The sequence below is a fragment of the Thermococcus sp. 21S7 genome, from assembly GCF_012027615.1.
Taxonomy (GTDB): domain Archaea; phylum Methanobacteriota_B; class Thermococci; order Thermococcales; family Thermococcaceae; genus Thermococcus.
The window spans coordinates 115,984-131,161 of the sequence record NZ_SNUT01000004.1; the positions used below are offsets into that span (position 1 = coordinate 115,984).

A 15,178-nucleotide genomic window follows, 5' to 3' on the forward strand; every position below is an offset into this window, starting at 1 on the left:
ACCGGTGAGAAGGGTGATAGTGATAGACGGTTCCTACGGCGAGGGTGGGGGGCAGATACTGAGGACTGCAGTGGCTCTCTCCGTCATCACCGAAAAGCCCGTTAAGATCGCCAAGATTCGCGCTAACCGGCCAAATCCCGGTCTCAGACCGCAGCACCTCCACGGAATTTTGGCTTTAAAGGAGCTGAGCAACGCGAGGGTTAAGGGTGCGCAGGTTGGCTCGACGGTTCTTGAGTTCATACCCGGAAAGGCAGAGCCGAAGCACGTCCGCGTTCCCATAAAGACGGCCGGCAGTGTAACCCTCGTGCTTCAGGCTCTGCTTCCGGCAATGGCCTTCACGGGCGGGAGCTTCGAGATAACCGGCGGAACCGACGTCCCCTGGAGCCCGCCGGTCGATTACCTGAAGAATGTAACGCTCTACGCCCTTGGGAAGATGGGGATTAAGGCCGAGATGGATCTCAAGAGGCGCGGCCACTACCCGAAGGGCGGTGGGCTGGTCACCGGAAGGGTCGAGCCTTGGGAGGAGAGGAAACCCCTGGAGGCCGTCGGGTGGAGTAGGATAGAGCGCTTTGCCGGGATAAGCCACGCAACAAATCTGCCGGCCCACGTCGCCGAGAGACAGGCGAGGGCTGCCAGGGAGAGGCTTGAAGAGCTTTACAGCGTCCCAGTCGAGATAGAGACCGAGGTATCACGCTCCCTCGGGCCGGGAAGCGGCATCGTCGTGTGGGCTGAAACCGATTCGCTGCGGCTCGGCGGCGACGCCCTAGGAAAGCGCGGAAAGCCCGCCGAGGTTGTTGGCAGGGAAGCGGCGGACGAGCTCCTCGACCAGCTGACCGGCGGAAAAGCGGTTGACAGGTTCCTCGGCGACCAGCTGATACCGTTCTTAGCTTTCGCGGGTGGGGAGATAGGTGTTGCGGAGATAACCAACCACCTCGTCACGAACGTCTGGGTCGTGGAGCAGTTCCTCGGCAAAATCTTTGAAGTGGAGGGAGAAATCGGCGAGCCGGGGACTGTGGGGGTGGTGAGGAGGGCGGAGGTCTAGTTTTTCTCTGCTTTTTTCATTCTGATTTCTGCGCCCTTGGCGATGGTTTCTTGGAAGGACCTCCTTCTGGTGAGAACTTCTTTGGAAGCATGTTTTGAGCAAAAATGTTAAGTGGACAATCTCCCACATTTTAACAAGGGTGAGAAGATGGCCGTTCCGGAAGAGGTCGCTAAGCATATTGAACTTGCAGAGGAGGAGCTGTCCTCCGCCCAGCTACTTCTCCGGAATGGAAGACTCAGGGACGCTATAAGCCGCGCCTACTATTCTATGTTTCATGCGGCAAGAGCTCTGCTTCTAATGAAGGGGGTAAATCCCAAAAAGCATTCCGGCGTTGTGAGGATGTTTGGCCTTCACTTTGTGGATGATGGCTTCATTGAGAAGGTTTACGCCAAGTATTTAACGTCAGCGTTCACTTTAAGGTCACGAGCAGATTACGATGTTTATTACGCCCCCTCCACAGAGGAAGCCGAGAGCGTAGTCGAAAATGCCGAGCGTTTTCTTGAGAGGATAAAACGAGCATTGGAGGAGATTACCAATGGGAAAGAAAGCCTCAGCCCTTGATGAATTCCTCAGGAGAGTGGAGGATCAATTTGGCCATTCCATTGAAAATATCGTGCTCTTCGGCTCCTACGCAAGGGGAGACTACGACGAGGAGAGCGATATAGACGTCCTTATCGTGGGTGACGTTGATTTCGATGAGCTGATGAATATTGTTACTGATATCCTCCTCGAATACGGGGAGCTGATAAGTCCTGTAGTCATAAAGTCGAGGGAGTTTAAAAGAAGGGAGGACAGCTTCATAAAAACGGTTCTGAGCGAGGGAAAGGTGCTCTACTCCTCCACCTCTACCCCATAGACCTTTCTCGGGTTCTCGACGTGAATCTTGTAAACGTCCTCCTCGGTAAAGAGGCCGTTCTGAAGAAAGGCCTTCGTCCTCTTCGGCACGGTCTTCGGCCCGAGAACCGCTCCCGGTCGTCTTTTGTCGTCTATGTAGTCTGTCTCCATCATGAACCTGTTACCCTGCTCTATCGCCGCCTTGATGTTCTTCTTGCTCGCGATGATGCTCGGGAAGACGCCGACTTCCTCGGCGACCTTTACCAGCGGCGGCGAGAAGTGTTTGACGACCTTGTACGGCTTTATTCCAACTTCCCTCACGTACTCCCCAAGTTCGCGGAACTTCTCCTCGTCGAAGCTCTCGGTGTGGAGCTGAACCGCGCAGTCGGCCTCTTTAGCGAGGCTCATTCCGTACTTCATCAGTTCGATGCTGGCGTTCCAGATTTCCTCGCTCACCTCGTAGTGCGGCCTGCCTATCTCACCTATGGCTATGGCCTTCCCCTCAAGGCAGAGCCTCTGGGCGTATTCTAAAGCCTTCATGACCTCGCTTTTTGCGTATTCGAGGCCCTTCCGCTCGGCCAGGTGGACGAACTCCGCCGGATGCACACCAACGGCGGCGTAGGCCCTGACGGGCGTCTCTCTGTTGATCTTCTCGACGAGCCCGATGTGGAAGTCCATCGCCTTCATGAAGTCCTCCGCGGTAAGTCCCGGGAAGCCGTAGTCGTGGGCCGTCTTATAAACCACGACGAGATGTGTCCCCCCTGCCCCGTGGAACTGCCTCACAGCCTCAAGAAAGAGCCCCCTGTATGGGTCAACGTGGAAGTGGTCGTCCCAGATTATCATGCCATCACCTCATGACCGGTAGACTTCGAGGACCTCGCCGTTTTTAGCGTTTGCCCTCCCCTCAAGGATCAGTGCAACCCTGTCCCCGTCAACCGCGAAGTCAACCCTTTTCCTTTCCCTCTGAATTTCTCGAATTGGGGCGATGTCCCTTCCCCTGACCTTGTAGCCGGGGTAGATTATCCCTTCGACGGTTCCTATGAGCGTCTCCTTTCCAAGGATGTTCAACGTTTGCTCGACCCTGAAGCGTGCCACCGGTTTTCGGGATGCTATGAATTCCCCGCCCCCGACTTCCTTGGGGGCCCTTCCGAACAGTTTTTCCAGAATCCCCATGCTATCACCTGACGTCCAGGTACGCGATCAGGTCGCCGTCGGCTATCTGGAGGGTTGGTCCCTTGGCGAAGACAAGGGCATGCCGCTTGTTCCTCAGCTGAACCCTCACCACTGTTGTGGCTATTTCCTCCAGCTCGGGGATTGGGTTCATGTTTAGGTTTGATGCAATGTTCTTGTTTATCACGTAAAACGAGAGAAGGTTCCCCTCACCGAGTTTTTCTTTTATCGCCCATGTCATTAGATAGAATTCGTATCTGCTCCCGAAGAAAGCAAAAAGCCTCTCTATGCCCAGAGTGATGGCTATGTGCTTCCCTTCCGATGCTATTTCATGTAGGAGCCTTTTGTGGTGGTTTATGTACCTGGTGGCATCGGTGTCGAGGCCGATTCTTTTGATTACGTTCCCAACGTTTTTTCGTCCCCCAGTTTTGATGACGGATACGTCCGAGAAATCCTCGTTGATTCCAAGGAAATTCAGATGTTCTTTGACAACATGAAGGGAATCTAGGACATCGTTTATATAAAGGGGAACACCCTTCCTTCTGCTGTACTCTGCTATCAGATGGGTTACGAGGGCAACCCCGTATGGAGACTCGTTTTCCACTAAGACAACGTCCCCGAAGAGCATTTTATCTATGTATTCGTATGCCCTTTCAGCGGAAAGCATCAAGAACCACCTCCAGTGTAATCTCGAACTCGCTGCCTAGGAACTCCCTAATGGGCGTCTTCACGAAGACCGTTCTCGCACTGGTTGGTGTGGGCGTGATCCTAACGACAGTGCTTGCTATGTACTCCAGCTCTGGGAGTGGGTTGAAATCCAGCGTTGAGGCTATCTTTTCGTTTATAAGGTAGAACGCCTTTCTCCTGCGGTTTCCTAGCATGTTCTGGAGGCCTGTTATGAAGAGGTAGTACTCCCTTGGGCTGTTGATAAACGCGAAGAGTCTCTCCAGGCCGAGTACGATGTTTATCGAGTTCTCAACTCCCGACACGGCTTCTTTAAATGTCTTTTCGTACTTCTTTATATACACGAGGGGCTCCGAACTAAACTCTACCTCTGCTACTACGTTTCCCACCATCATCCTGCCGCCGGACTTCACAACGAGTACATCTCTGAAGTCTTCATCTATCCCCCAGAACTTTAAGTGCTTCTGGATAACGTGCAGGGTGTCAAAGTTATCATCGATAACAACTGGGACGCCCTTCTTTCGCCCATACTCCACCAGCAGCTTGGTAAGAAACTCCGGAATGTAGGATGGGCGGTACTCAATCAGCACGATCTCCCCGGGATTCACCTTTTCTATGAGGGCAAGTAGTGCGTTGAGGCCTTCCATGAGCATCCCTCACTCTCTATGTCTAATCAGTAATATATAGACTCTTTGGGGTTTAAAGCTATTGGTGCTCAACAAATCTGACTCTTCCGGATTGGGGGTTTCAAAATAAAAATATGTAACGAAATATCGTCAGAGCTTCACCAGGTGCACGGAGCAGGAGATGCACGGGTCGAACGCCCTGACGGTCTCCTCAAGCCTTCCTATCATCGCCCTTTCGTCGGCCTCGCCGTACAGCTTCCCCGCCTCCTCCAGTAGGCTGGTCTCCATCATCGCGTGGTTCAGCGCGGTTGGTGTGATTATATTGGAGTATGAGATCTTGCCCTCGCCGTCTATCCTGTAGTGGTGTATCAGAACACCCCTCGGGGCCTCGACGTAGCCTATTCCCTCGCCCTCCCTGGGCTCAACAGGGACGTTCTCCCCTTCGATGCCCCTGTCGAGAAGGGTCTTCGCTATCTCGTTTGCCCTCTCAAGGGAGTAGACGAGCTCTATCGCCTGGGCCAGGTTGTTGTAGCTGACGTAGCCGGTCTTCAGTTTCTCCCGATGCTCTTCGAAGAGCCTCTTTGCTGTGGGGGTTAGCATCCCCGACTTGAGGAGCAGCCTCGGCAGCGCCCCAACAAAGAACGCCTCACCCTTGTAGCGGCTCTGCTTGGCGAAGCTGTAAACTAAGGAGCGCTCCTCTATCCTCTCCGTGTAGTGGAACTCCCCTTCCTCGTCAGAGACCAGCTTTTCACCCCAGAGGTAGCCGTCGGTGGCGACGAAGTGCCTCGCCTGGGCGCCGTAGGGCTCCAGCTGGGCGAAGAGCCTCACCGCTCTCCTTGCCAGCCTGAGGAGGGCTTCGCTTTCCTTCTCCACCCTCTCAAGCTCCTCCACCGTTGGATACCTGCCGAAGCCGCCGGGCTTGACGTTTATTCCGTGTATCTCCCTGCCGCCTACCATCACCCTTATCCTGTTGCCGAAGGCCTTCAGGGCGAGGCCCTCCTTCACCAGCTCCCCGTGCTTCGTGGCCATCCTTATGGCGTCGGGGTAGCCGAACACGTCCGGCGCAACGAGGAGGTACAGGTGCAGCGCGTGGCTCTCAAGCAGTTCGCCTATGAGTCCGAGCTCTCTGATGAGGGCTATCTCCTCCGGAACCTCAACGCCGAAGGCCCTTTCGATTCCTAGGACGGAAGCGACGCTGTGGGAGAGGTAGCAGATGGCGCATATCCTAGCCTCAAGGTCAGGAACGTCGTAGTAGTGCCTTCCAAGGGTCAGAAGCTCGAAGAATCTCGGCCCTTCGATGATCTTAAGCCTGACGTCCTTTACCTCGCCGTCCTCGATGACTATCTCGGCCTTTCCGTTGCCCTCAACGCGCGTGAACTCGCGGAGTTCGATTATCATGGCTCCCACCTCGCGAAGGTCTTGAACTTCCTTACAATGTACTCGTCATCGTAGCCGAGGTCCTTGAGTATCTCGTACTCCCCGGCGGGGTTCACCTCGCCTGGCAACGGACCGCGGCAGCCGATGCATCCCAGACCCGAGCGCACGCAGACGGCGTTGCAGCCGCCGTAGGTTATCGGACCGAGGCACGGAAGGCCTTTCTTTACCAGCACGCACTCGTACTCGTTGAGCTTGCACTCAAGGCAGACGGGGTAGTCCTTCCTGACGGGCTCGATGCCCTTGGCTATGTCCATGAGCACCTGGTAGACCTCGTTTTTGTCGTACGGGCAGCCGGGCAGGGCAAAATCAACGGCTACGTATTCGACGACCGGTTTGGAGTCGAGGGCACGCATCGGGTTGCCTTCGTCCCCGTAGACTGCCTTCAGCTTCTCCCTGATGGGGCGCTCAACGCTCGCCTGAACAGAGCCGTGGGTTGCGCAGGTTCCGAGGGCGATGAGGTACTCGGAGTGATTTCTTGCCTCTTTGAGCAGGTTCAGGTCGCGCTGGGTCGAGACGGTTCCAGTTACGAGGGCGACGTCGTAGTGGTTTCCCTCGCTGAGGCTCGTCGCCATGTGAAACTCGGTTATCTCGTAGAATTCGAGGATGTCGAAGAGCTTCTCGTAGAGGAAGAGCATGTTGAGGGCACAGCCGCCGCAGTCGGTAAGCTCGAAAACCCCCAGCTTGAGCTTGTCCATCATATCAACCCCCTCGTGGAGAGAGCGTCCCAGTAGGTGAAGACCGGGCCGTCCTGGCAGATGTACTTCATGGAGACGCTGGTTCCGACGACGCAGTGGCCGCACTTGCCGACACCGCAGCGCATGCGCCTCTCCAGGGTCATGTAAATCCTGCCCGGTGAGAGCTTTCTGTCGAGGAGTTCCCTTATGACGAACTTGTACATGACCGGCGGGCCGCAGATGAGGGCGTATGTGTTGTTAACGTCGAACTCCTCTCCCCTGAATAGGTCGGTGACGACACCCTTGCACACCCTGTCCGAGAAACCCTGTTCGAGGTAGATGCACGATGGGCTCTCAACCTCGTACGCCAGCTTTACCGAGCAGTTCATGGCCTCGCCGTGCTTCAGGAGGTGTATTATCTCGTCGCGGAAGAGTATGTCCTCGTAGGCCTTGGTTCCGTAGAGCAGCCAGACGTTCTCGTACTTGCCGGTGTCGATGGCGTACCAGAGCACCGAGCGTAGGGGTGCCATTCCGAGACCGCCCGCGACAAGGATTAGGTTTGAGCCTTCCATCTTCTCCATGGGGAATCCGTTTCCGTAGGGCCCGCGGATTCCCACGACGTCCCCTTCCTTCATCTTGTGGACGAACTTGGTCATCCTGCCGACCTTTCTGATGCAGAGCTGGAGGTAGCCCCTCCTTGTGGGTGAGGAGCAGATGCTTATCGGGAACTCTCCGAAGCCGCGGATGTCAACGATGACGAACTGCCCCGGCTTGAAGTTGAACTTGGCCTCAACCTCGGGGTCGAGGAAGCGCAGTGTGAAGAGCTTCTCCCTCGACGTTAAGTCCTTCACTTCGAGAATCCTTGCGTCGTACGTCTGGTACGGGTTCTCGCTCATTTCAGGGACCCCCTTACCTCCTCAAGAACCTTAACGTGCTCTATTTTCGCCGGGCAGAACTCATCGCAGCGGCCGCAGCCGACGCAGTTGTAGCCTGCGGTGGGGTCAAAATAGCTCTTGCAGTAGTATCTGTGCCTGAAGCGGTCCAATCGCGTGGGCCTGAAGTTGTGGCCTCCAGCGACGAGTCCATGGTTCTCCATGAAGCACGAGTCGTAGCGCCTCTCGCGCACCGAGCTGTATGCGTCCATCCAGCTGTCGCAGACCTCGTAGCAGCGGCACGTCGGGCAGACCATGTTGCAGTTGCCGCAGGCGAGGCATATCTCGGCGTACTTCTTCCACACCGGGCTGTTGTACGCTAAATCGAGCATGTCGGCGAGGCCTTCCTGGGGGACTTCCTTCTGAAAGGCCTTCGCGCGCTTCTCCTCGAACTCCTTGAAGTTGGCGAGGTCCTCGTCGGTCACCTCCTCGAACAGCTCACCGTTCTCCCAGGCTATCTCGTGACCGCGGACGCTTCCGATTCTGACCAGCCAGCCGTCGGGAAGCTCGTGAAGAAACAGGTCAAAGCCGTCCATTGCGAAGTGCGTTCCGAGGCTCTTGCAGAAGCAGTACTCGTCGGGCATACAGCTTATTCCTATTATTAAGGTCTTTTCGCGCCTGCTCTTGTAGTACGGGTCGGCAGGCTCGTCAAGGTACACCTTGTCGAGTATCTTAAGACCGTGGATATCGCAGGAATGGAGTCCAAAGAGAACCATCGGTTCTGCTTCGACTTCTTCCTCCCAGCGGCCGTTCTTCAGCCTGAGAATGGCCTCCTTTGGTCTGAAGAAGAACTTCTTCGGCGGGAGCATGGTTCTGTTGTAGTCCCGCGCCACCTCCGCCGGGTCGTGGACTTCCTGGAAAGAATAGATGCCGCCCTTCTTTACCGGGGCATACAGGGTACCCCAGGCCTCAAGTGACTTGAAGAACCTCTCAAAGTTTTCGGAAGGTAGTTTTATGTATCTCAAGGGCATCACCGCCTCGAATGGGCTTGCAATTTTAAGTTTGTAAAGAATTGATTTAAGAATTTTTCAAACAAATGGTTGCCAACCAGATGTTACAAACTTGTACTTTAGTGCACGCTTATAAACATTAACGTTGAAACTTTTCCGAAAAATCCTTGCGGTGATGCAAGATGGAAGCCTCGTTCGATTACATGCGTTCTTATCCTCCGGAACCGAGTTCTCTAATCCCTCTTCTCCAGAGAACCCAGGAGCGCTTCGGTTACCTTCCAAGAGAGGCCCTGGAGGAGATTGCGAACTACCTCGGAATTCCGCTCAGCAGGGTCTACGGCGTGGCGACCTTCTACGCCCAGTTCAGGTTTGAACCCCTCGGAAAATACGTCGTGAAAATCTGCCACGGCACGGCCTGCCACGTAAACGGCGCCGTGAACATATCCCAGGCCATAACAGAGGAGCTTGGAATTGAAGAGGGGGGGACGACGGAGGACGGCCTCGTAACGCTGGAGCGCGTCGCCTGTCTCGGATGCTGCAGCTTGGCGCCTGTCATAATGATAAACGACAAGGTCTTCGGCAAGCTCACGCCCGATAAAGTCAGGAAGCTGATGAGAAAGCTCAGGGAGGGGAAGCTCGATGTCTGAAATCAAGGCCATAGCGGTCGGCATGAACTCCTGTGGAATAGCTGCCGGCGCGAGGGAAACCTACGAGGCCATAAAGGCCGAGCTTGAGAAGAGGGGCATTGATGTCAAGCTCAAGATAGTAGGCTGCGTCGGTATGTGCTACCGGGAGCCCCTCGTGGACATCATCACTGATGATGAGATAATCACCTACGGCCACGTCGACCCCAAGAAGGTCCCCCGGATTATAGAGGAGCACGTTATCAACGGAAAGCCCATAGAGGAGTGGATAGTCAAGCGCGACTGGTGGGAGAACGGCGAGAGGAAAACCTGGGACGTTGATGGCTACTTCTCCAAGCAGAGGAAGATAGTGCTCGAAAACTCCGGCTACATAGACCCCGAGAACATCGACGAGTACATTGCTGCCGGTGGTTATGAAGCCCTCAAAAAGGCCCTCAAAATGAAGCCCGAGGAGATAATAGACGTCATCACCAAGTCTGGGCTTCGCGGAAGGGGCGGCGCAGGATTTCCGACCGGTCTGAAGTGGAAGTTCGCGAGGGAGGCCAAGGGAGACGTGAAGTATATAGTCTGCAACGCCGACGAGGGCGACCCCGGAGCCTTCATGGACAGGAACGTCCTTGAGGGCGACCCACACCGCGTCATTGAGGGCATGATAATCGGCGCCTACGCGATCGGGGCTACAAAGGGCTTTATCTACGTGAGAGCAGAGTACCCGCTCGCCATAAGGAGGCTGAAGATAGCGCTGAAGCAGGCGCGGGAGAGGGGCTTCCTCGGCGAGAACATCCTCGGAAGCGGGTTCTCCTTCGACATCGTCATCAAGGAAGGAGCCGGAGCGTTCGTCTGCGGTGAGGAGACTGCTCTGATAGCCTCTATAGAGGGCAAGCGCGGAATGCCGAGGCCGAGGCCGCCCTATCCGGCCCAGAAGGGTCTCTGGGGCAAGCCCACCAACATCAACAACGTGGAAACGTGGGCGAACGTGCCGTGGATAATCAAGCACGGCTGGGAGGCCTACGCCTCGATAGGGACCGAGAAGAGCAAGGGCACCAAAGTCTTCGCCCTGTCGGGCAAGATAAAGCACGGCGGAAACGTTGAGGTTCCGATGGGAATGACGCTGAGGGAGATACTCTACGAGATAGGCGGCGGGACGAAGACCGGCAAGAGGATCAAAGCCGTCCAGCTCGGCGGGCCCTCGGGCGGCTGCATCCCCGAGTACCTCTTCGACACGCCCGTTGACTACGAGAGCGTGAACGCGACCGGCGCGATAATGGGGAGCGGCGGAATGGTCGTCATGGACGAGGACACCTGTATGGTTGACGTCGCCAAGTTCTTCCTCGACTTCACGGTGAAGGAGTCCTGCGGAAAGTGCACCTTCTGCCGTTTGGGTACCAAAAGGATGTGGGAGATCCTCGACAAGTTCACCAAGGGCGAGGCAGCGGAGGAAGACCTCGAAAAGCTCGAACGGCTCGCATATCAGGTCAAAGCCGGTTCGCTCTGTGGCCTTGGCCAAACGGCTCCGAATCCCGTTCTAACGACCATCCGTTACTTCAGGGACGAATACCTTGCCCATATCCAAGGAAAATGCCCCGCCAAGGTCTGCAAGCCGCTCATCAGGTACGTCATCATCACCGACAGGTGCACCGGCTGTACGGCGTGTGCCATATTCTGCCCTGTGAAGGCGATAAGCGGCGAGAGGCTCAAGCCCCACGTCATCAACCAGGAGGAGTGCATCAAGTGCGGAACCTGCTACGAGGTGTGCCGGTTCAACGCCATAGAGATAGTCGATGCGGGGGGTGAGTGAAATGGTAAAAATCATAGTCAACGGGAAGGAAATCGACGCTCCGGAAGGAAAGCCGCTCATAGACTTCCTCCGTGAAATTGGGGAGCACATTCCCGGCTTCTGTTACAGTGGCGAAATTGACCCCTACGGCTCCTGCAGGCTCTGTCTCGTCTCCACCAAGAGGGGAGTCACCACCTCGTGCACCCTCAAGCCGATGGAAGGGCTTGAGTTGGAGACCCTCAGCGACGAAGTCGTTTCGATGAGGAAGACTGCACTTGAGCTCATACTTTCGGATCATTACGGCGACTGTATCGGCCCCTGTCAGGACGGCTGTCCGGCCCACAGCGACGTCCAGGGATACCTCGCGCTCATAGCGATGGGCAAGTACCACGAGGCGGTCAAACTGATGAAGGAGAAGTACATCCTGCCGGCCGTGCTCGGAAGGGTCTGCCCGGCCTTCTGTGAGGACGCCTGCCGGAGAAACCTCGTGGAGGAGCCCCTCGCGATAAGGCAGCTGAAGAGATACGCGGCAGATTACGACCTTGAGCACGGCCCGTGGATGCCCGAGATTCCGCCCTCCACCGGAAAGAGAATAGCCGTCGTCGGAGGCGGGCCCGCTGGATTAGCGTGCGCCTACTACCTCAGGACGATGGGTCACGAGGTTACGATAATTGAGGCGATGCCGGAGCTCGGCGGAATGACCCGCTACGGTATTCCACCCTACAGGCTGCCGAGGGATGTGCTCGACAAGGACATAGCGACCGTAATCAACACGGGCATAGAGGTGAAGACCAACACCGCCCTCGGAAGGGACGTAACCCTTGAGGAGCTCCGCGAGAAGTACGATGCCGTATTCCTCGGTGTCGGAGCGTGGAGAAGCAGAAAGATGGGGATTCCGGGCGAGGAGCTTGAGGGAGTGATGCACGGTATAGAGTTCCTCAGGAAGGTCAATATGGGCGAGAAGGTCGAGCTCGGGGAGCGCGTCATAGTAGTCGGCGGCGGAAACACCGCCATGGACGTTGCTCGGACGGCTCTTAGACTCGGTGCAAAGGTTACCGTCGTTTACCGCCGTTCGAAAGCAGAGATGCCCGCCAACGAGAGGGAAGTTGAAGAGGCGATGGAGGAAGGCGTCGAGTTCATGTTCCTCACAAACCCGGTGAAGGTTATCGGAGACGGGAAGGTCGAGGAGGTAGAGCTCATCAAGATGCGCCTCGGCGAGCCGGACGCCAGCGGAAGGAGGAGGCCGATACCGATTGAGGGCTCGGAGTTTAAAGTCAAAGCGGACAACGTTATCCTCGCCATAGGTCAGTACTGCGACGAGGAGTTCCTGAAGAGCCTCGGCATCGAGGCGAAGCGCGGAAAGGCCCTCGTCGATGAGGTGACGCTCCAGACGAGCGTTCCCGGCGTCTTCGCCGGTGGCGACCTCGTTCTCGGGCCGTCAACGGTCATCGAGAGCATAGCCACCGGAAGAAGGGCCGCGATAATGATAGACTTGTATCTTAAAGGCAAGCTGGAGAAGGCTAAAGCCGTTCTCACCGAGCCCGAGAAGCACATCGAGGAAGTCCTAAGCGACGATGACCTGTATAGAGTTCTCTTCGACCTCAGGCCCTACAACCACTGGAAGAGGGTCACCGAGAAGGACTACGAGAGCGTTGAAAGAAAGCCGAGGGCGAAGGTGAAGCTCCTCGATCCGGAGAAGAGGAAGAGAACCTTCGAGGAGGTCGAGCCGGCCCTAACCGAGGAGCAGGTTCTTGAAGAAGCGAAACGCTGTATGAGCTGCGGCTGTATGGAGGTCTTCCGCTGCAAGCTGAGGGAGTACGCCACGCTCTACGGTGCCGAACAGTACGCCTTTGAGGGGGAGCAGAACAAGTTCGAAATCGACGAGAGCCACCCGTGGGTGACGCTCGACAACAACAAGTGCGTTCTCTGCGGCCAGTGCGTCAACTTCACCCACGAGGTTGCTGGAGAGGGAGTCCTCGACTACCTGTTCCGCGGATTCAAGACGAGAATCTCACCGCCGCTCGGGGAGAGCCTCGGAGAGGTGGAGGGCAGGTTCATCGGGGAGATGATAGACCTCTGTCCGGTTGGGGCAATAACCGAGAAGCTTCCCTTCGTCAAGCCCGGGCCCTGGAAGACGAAGCCCGTCAAAACCGTTTGTAACGGCTGTTCCTTCGCCTGTGAGATGAACGTGGAGGTCTACGATGGCATGCTCGTAAGGGCTTCGAGGGTGGAGGGTTCTTGGAACGGCCACCTCTGCGACTACTGCCGCTTCGCCAGGCCATGGGCCGAAGACCTCGCCGGGCCGCTCCTCAACGGCGAGCCCGTGAGCTGGGAAGAGGCCAAGAAGTTCCTCTCCGAGAGGAGCTACGCCCTGATCTTAACACCGGAGCTGACGAACGAGGAAATCGCCCGGCTCAAAGCCTTCGCTGAGGAGAAGGGCATTCCCGTAGGCTCGACCGTGAGCGGAGGCCTCTCCACGGCCACGCTGGACGACATAAGGAACGCCAAGAGGGTTCTCTTGAAGGCAGACCCGGAGAAGTTCCCGCTGCTCAAGATACTCCTGAAGGGCAAGGAAATCGTCGAGGAGGGCTACGACGTTGCGATACTTGAGGGACCAGCTGAACCGCTCGACGTTCCAACCTTGATCCTCCACGAGTGGGTCAACGCCGCCGGACTGCTGAAGGCAGGAATAAGGGGAATCCCGGAGAGCGGGGCCTACGTCGTGATCGGAAGGCCGGTGGAGGACCTGAAGGGCGACGTACTTGTGGTCCCGGCGGGGGTGTGGGCCGAGAAGAGCGGAACCGTCACCAACGCCTTCGGAATGGAGCTGAAAATGGAGAGGGCAATGGAAGGCTACTCGCCGCTGGAGCTTTTCTCGTGATTTTTATTTTTTATGACTTGCTCTGGAGTATCATACTCCTGAAGTATGTTTTGTGTGGAGCAGTGAGAGGGACTAACCTAAATTTGAATAACTCCGAATGGATTTAGCGAAACCTTTTTATGTATTTCGACTTGCGATTATATTATGAAGATTCGAAAATTTGTGGACAGGGGAGGGGAGCTCAAAACACTTGAAATGCTTTATAGACAGGATGGCTTCACACTCGTTCTCGTCACAGGAAGGAGGAGAATTGGGAAAAGCCGTCTCGTTCGCGAGTTTCTGAGGGACAAAGAGGCGATAGCAGTTCAGTTCGAAAAAAGGGTGTGGGAGTACAACCTCGCGAAGTTCAACAGGGCCATCGGGGAGCACTTCGGGATTCCAACCCCGAATTTCTCGACGTTCACCGATGCGTTCCGCTTCATCGCGTCTCAAGCTAAGGGCAGGCTTGTGGTCTTCCTCGACGAGTTCTCCTACCTGCTCCGCTACTCAGAAGTCGAGGCCGAGTTCCAGAGCATCGTTGACGAGGTTCTTTCCGAAAGCAGTGTTATGCTCGTCCTCTCAGCATCGTCCGTTGGACTGTTAAAGAGGAGCTTCTTCGACTACTCAAGCCCGCTCTACGGGAGGAGCGACGCGACGCTCAACCTTCAGCCCCTTCGCTTCAGGCACCTCTTCGAGTGGTTTTCGGGCTTGACCCCAGAAGATTCGGTAAAGCTCTACGCGGTAACTTCGGGCGTCCCGAGATACCTTGAGCTTTTCAACGGGAAAGACGTTGAGCGTGAAATAATACAGAACTTCTTCGACCCAAACGCCTTCCTCTTTCGCGAGGCGAAGGAGTTGCTTGAGGAGGAGTTCAGGGAGCCAGAGACCTATTACACGATACTTGAAGCCCTCGCGAGGGGGAAGACGCGCGTCAACGAAATCGCCCAGTATTCCTTTATTGAGCCGAAGAACACGGCGCGCTACCTCAGGATTCTCGAAGACCTCGGGATTCTGCGGCGAGAATTGCCGGTTGGGAGAAGGGCAAAGCGGGGGGTCTACCGGTTCAAAGACCTCTACTTCGCTTTCTGGTTCAGGTTTATCGCCCCATACTTCGAGGAGATTGAGAGTGGATTTTCAGATGGGGCCCTTGAGGATTTTGGGCGGGACTTTAACCACTACCTTGGCTTTGCGTTTGAGGACGTGGCGAGACAAATCCTGATTGGGCTGAACAGGGCTGGAAAGCTTCCCTTCAGGTTTACAAAGATAGGTCGCTGGTGGAGAAAGGGAGAGGAGATTGATTTGGTTGCCTTGAACGAGTGGGAAAGGAAGGCTTTGCTTGTCGAGGTAAAGTGGAAGGACCTGGGCCAGAGGGAAGCGAGGGGAATTTTGAAGGACTTGGAGAGGAAAGCAGAGTTAGTGGGGCTTGATGGATGGGAGAAAAGCTACGGGCTAGTGGCAAAGAGCATTGAGGGAAAAGAAAAGTTGGAAGACGAGGGCTGGCTTGTATGGGATTTGGAAGACTTCAACGACATTTTCCCCTTGTGACGC

At 55.9% G+C, this 15,178-nt stretch carries 15 protein-coding genes; 7 read left to right on the forward strand and 8 right to left on the reverse strand.

Going from position 1 to position 15,178, the window contains the following annotated elements; genetic code table 11:
* The first annotated feature begins 13 nt into the window (after positions 1-13).
* From rtcA to E3E51_RS07695, 3 genes are all read left to right on the forward strand, one after another.
* The gene (rtcA, locus tag E3E51_RS07685) at positions 14-1,042 is read left to right on the forward strand and encodes an RNA 3'-terminal phosphate cyclase (RefSeq protein WP_167912679.1); all 1,029 of its coding nucleotides are present in this window, start codon (positions 14-16) and stop codon (positions 1,040-1,042) included.
* Positions 1,043-1,189: 147 nt separating this feature from the next.
* Positions 1,190-1,603, forward strand: coding sequence for a HEPN domain-containing protein (locus tag E3E51_RS07690; protein ID WP_167912535.1), 414 nt, complete (start codon positions 1,190-1,192; stop codon positions 1,601-1,603).
* Complete coding sequence (locus tag E3E51_RS07695; RefSeq protein ID WP_167912536.1) at positions 1,578-1,898, forward strand: nucleotidyltransferase domain-containing protein; 321 nt, start codon at positions 1,578-1,580, stop codon at positions 1,896-1,898. The genes E3E51_RS07690 and E3E51_RS07695 overlap by 26 nt, the downstream gene beginning before the upstream one ends.
* Here the strand turns inward: E3E51_RS07695 and E3E51_RS07700 are convergent.
* The 8 genes from E3E51_RS07700 to shyB all read right to left on the reverse strand — a co-directional run bounded on the left by E3E51_RS07700 (position 1,874) and on the right by shyB (position 8,364).
* Positions 1,874-2,719 carry a TatD family hydrolase gene (locus E3E51_RS07700; protein ID WP_167912537.1) on the reverse strand — a complete coding sequence of 282 codons (846 nt, stop codon included), beginning with the start codon at positions 2,717-2,719 and terminating at the stop codon, positions 1,874-1,876. The two genes, E3E51_RS07695 and E3E51_RS07700, sit on opposite strands and share 25 nt — an antisense overlap.
* 9 nt (positions 2,720-2,728) lie before the next feature.
* Positions 2,729-3,049: a tRNA-binding protein Pbp11 gene (pbp11, locus tag E3E51_RS07705; protein WP_167912538.1), complete on the reverse strand. Its 321-nt coding sequence runs from the start codon at positions 3,047-3,049 to the stop codon at positions 2,729-2,731.
* Positions 3,050-3,053: 4 nt separating this feature from the next.
* A complete protein-coding gene (locus E3E51_RS07710; RefSeq protein WP_167912539.1) occupies positions 3,054-3,713 on the reverse strand; it encodes a DUF257 family protein in 660 nt (219 codons plus the stop codon).
* Complete coding sequence (locus E3E51_RS07715; protein ID WP_240924284.1) at positions 3,700-4,383, reverse strand: DUF257 family protein; 684 nt, start codon at positions 4,381-4,383, stop codon at positions 3,700-3,702. Before E3E51_RS07715 ends, E3E51_RS07710 begins: the two co-directional genes overlap by 14 nt.
* A gap of 123 nt (positions 4,384-4,506) precedes the next feature.
* Positions 4,507-5,754, reverse strand: coding sequence for an NAD(P)-dependent hydrogenase/sulfhydrogenase 2 subunit alpha (gene shyA, locus E3E51_RS07720; RefSeq protein ID WP_167912540.1), 1,248 nt, complete (start codon positions 5,752-5,754; stop codon positions 4,507-4,509).
* Positions 5,751-6,491, reverse strand: a complete 741-nt coding sequence (gene shyD / locus E3E51_RS07725) for an NAD(P)-dependent hydrogenase/sulfhydrogenase 2 subunit delta (protein WP_167912541.1) — start codon at positions 6,489-6,491, stop codon at positions 5,751-5,753. The genes shyA and shyD overlap by 4 nt, the downstream gene beginning before the upstream one ends.
* Positions 6,488-7,363 carry an NAD(P)-dependent hydrogenase/sulfhydrogenase 2 subunit gamma gene (gene shyC, locus E3E51_RS07730; RefSeq protein ID WP_167912542.1) on the reverse strand — a complete coding sequence of 292 codons (876 nt, stop codon included), beginning with the start codon at positions 7,361-7,363 and terminating at the stop codon, positions 6,488-6,490. Before shyC ends, shyD begins: the two co-directional genes overlap by 4 nt.
* Positions 7,360-8,364, reverse strand: coding sequence for an NAD(P)-dependent hydrogenase/sulfhydrogenase 2 subunit beta (gene shyB / locus E3E51_RS07735; protein WP_167912681.1), 1,005 nt, complete (start codon positions 8,362-8,364; stop codon positions 7,360-7,362). The genes shyC and shyB overlap by 4 nt, the downstream gene beginning before the upstream one ends.
* 167 nt (positions 8,365-8,531) lie before the next feature.
* On the opposite strand from shyB, the gene nuoE reads away from it, so the two are divergent.
* From nuoE to E3E51_RS07755, 4 genes are all read left to right on the forward strand, one after another.
* Positions 8,532-8,996: an NADH-quinone oxidoreductase subunit NuoE gene (gene nuoE / locus E3E51_RS07740; RefSeq protein ID WP_167912543.1), complete on the forward strand. Its 465-nt coding sequence runs from the start codon at positions 8,532-8,534 to the stop codon at positions 8,994-8,996.
* On the forward strand, positions 8,989-10,791 hold the full coding sequence (gene nuoF / locus E3E51_RS07745) for an NADH-quinone oxidoreductase subunit NuoF (RefSeq protein ID WP_167912544.1): 1,803 nt from the start codon (positions 8,989-8,991) through the stop codon (positions 10,789-10,791). The genes nuoE and nuoF overlap by 8 nt, the downstream gene beginning before the upstream one ends.
* Before the next feature lies 1 nt (position 10,792).
* The gene (locus tag E3E51_RS07750; protein WP_167912545.1) at positions 10,793-13,651 is read left to right on the forward strand and encodes an NAD(P)-binding protein; all 2,859 of its coding nucleotides are present in this window, start codon (positions 10,793-10,795) and stop codon (positions 13,649-13,651) included.
* 144 nt (positions 13,652-13,795) lie between these two features.
* The gene (locus E3E51_RS07755) at positions 13,796-15,175 is read left to right on the forward strand and encodes an ATP-binding protein (protein WP_167912546.1); all 1,380 of its coding nucleotides are present in this window, start codon (positions 13,796-13,798) and stop codon (positions 15,173-15,175) included.
* Positions 15,176-15,178 lie beyond the last annotated feature (3 nt).

Bases quoted from the DNA above. Each gene is read 5' to 3' on its own strand.
- E3E51_RS07690 (WP_167912535.1), top strand. From the start codon at position 1,190: ATGGCCGTTCCGGAAGAGGTCGCTAAGCATATTGAACTTGCAGAGGAG.
- E3E51_RS07695 (WP_167912536.1), top strand. From the start codon at position 1,578: ATGGGAAAGAAAGCCTCAGCCCTTGATGAATTCCTCAGGAGAGTGGAG.
- E3E51_RS07700 (WP_167912537.1), bottom strand. From the start codon at position 2,719: ATGATAATCTGGGACGACCACTTCCACGTTGACCCATACAGGGGGCTC.
- pbp11 (WP_167912538.1), bottom strand. From the start codon at position 3,049: ATGGGGATTCTGGAAAAACTGTTCGGAAGGGCCCCCAAGGAAGTCGGG.
- E3E51_RS07710 (WP_167912539.1), bottom strand. From the start codon at position 3,713: ATGCTTTCCGCTGAAAGGGCATACGAATACATAGATAAAATGCTCTTC.
- E3E51_RS07715 (WP_240924284.1), bottom strand. From the start codon at position 4,383: ATGCTCATGGAAGGCCTCAACGCACTACTTGCCCTCATAGAAAAGGTG.
- shyA (WP_167912540.1), bottom strand. From the start codon at position 5,754: ATGATAATCGAACTCCGCGAGTTCACGCGCGTTGAGGGCAACGGAAAG.
- shyD (WP_167912541.1), bottom strand. From the start codon at position 6,491: ATGATGGACAAGCTCAAGCTGGGGGTTTTCGAGCTTACCGACTGCGGC.
- shyC (WP_167912542.1), bottom strand. From the start codon at position 7,363: ATGAGCGAGAACCCGTACCAGACGTACGACGCAAGGATTCTCGAAGTG.
- nuoE (WP_167912543.1), top strand. From the start codon at position 8,532: ATGGAAGCCTCGTTCGATTACATGCGTTCTTATCCTCCGGAACCGAGT.
- nuoF (WP_167912544.1), top strand. From the start codon at position 8,989: ATGTCTGAAATCAAGGCCATAGCGGTCGGCATGAACTCCTGTGGAATA.
- E3E51_RS07750 (WP_167912545.1), top strand. From the start codon at position 10,793: ATGGTAAAAATCATAGTCAACGGGAAGGAAATCGACGCTCCGGAAGGA.
- E3E51_RS07755 (WP_167912546.1), top strand. From the start codon at position 13,796: ATGAAGATTCGAAAATTTGTGGACAGGGGAGGGGAGCTCAAAACACTT.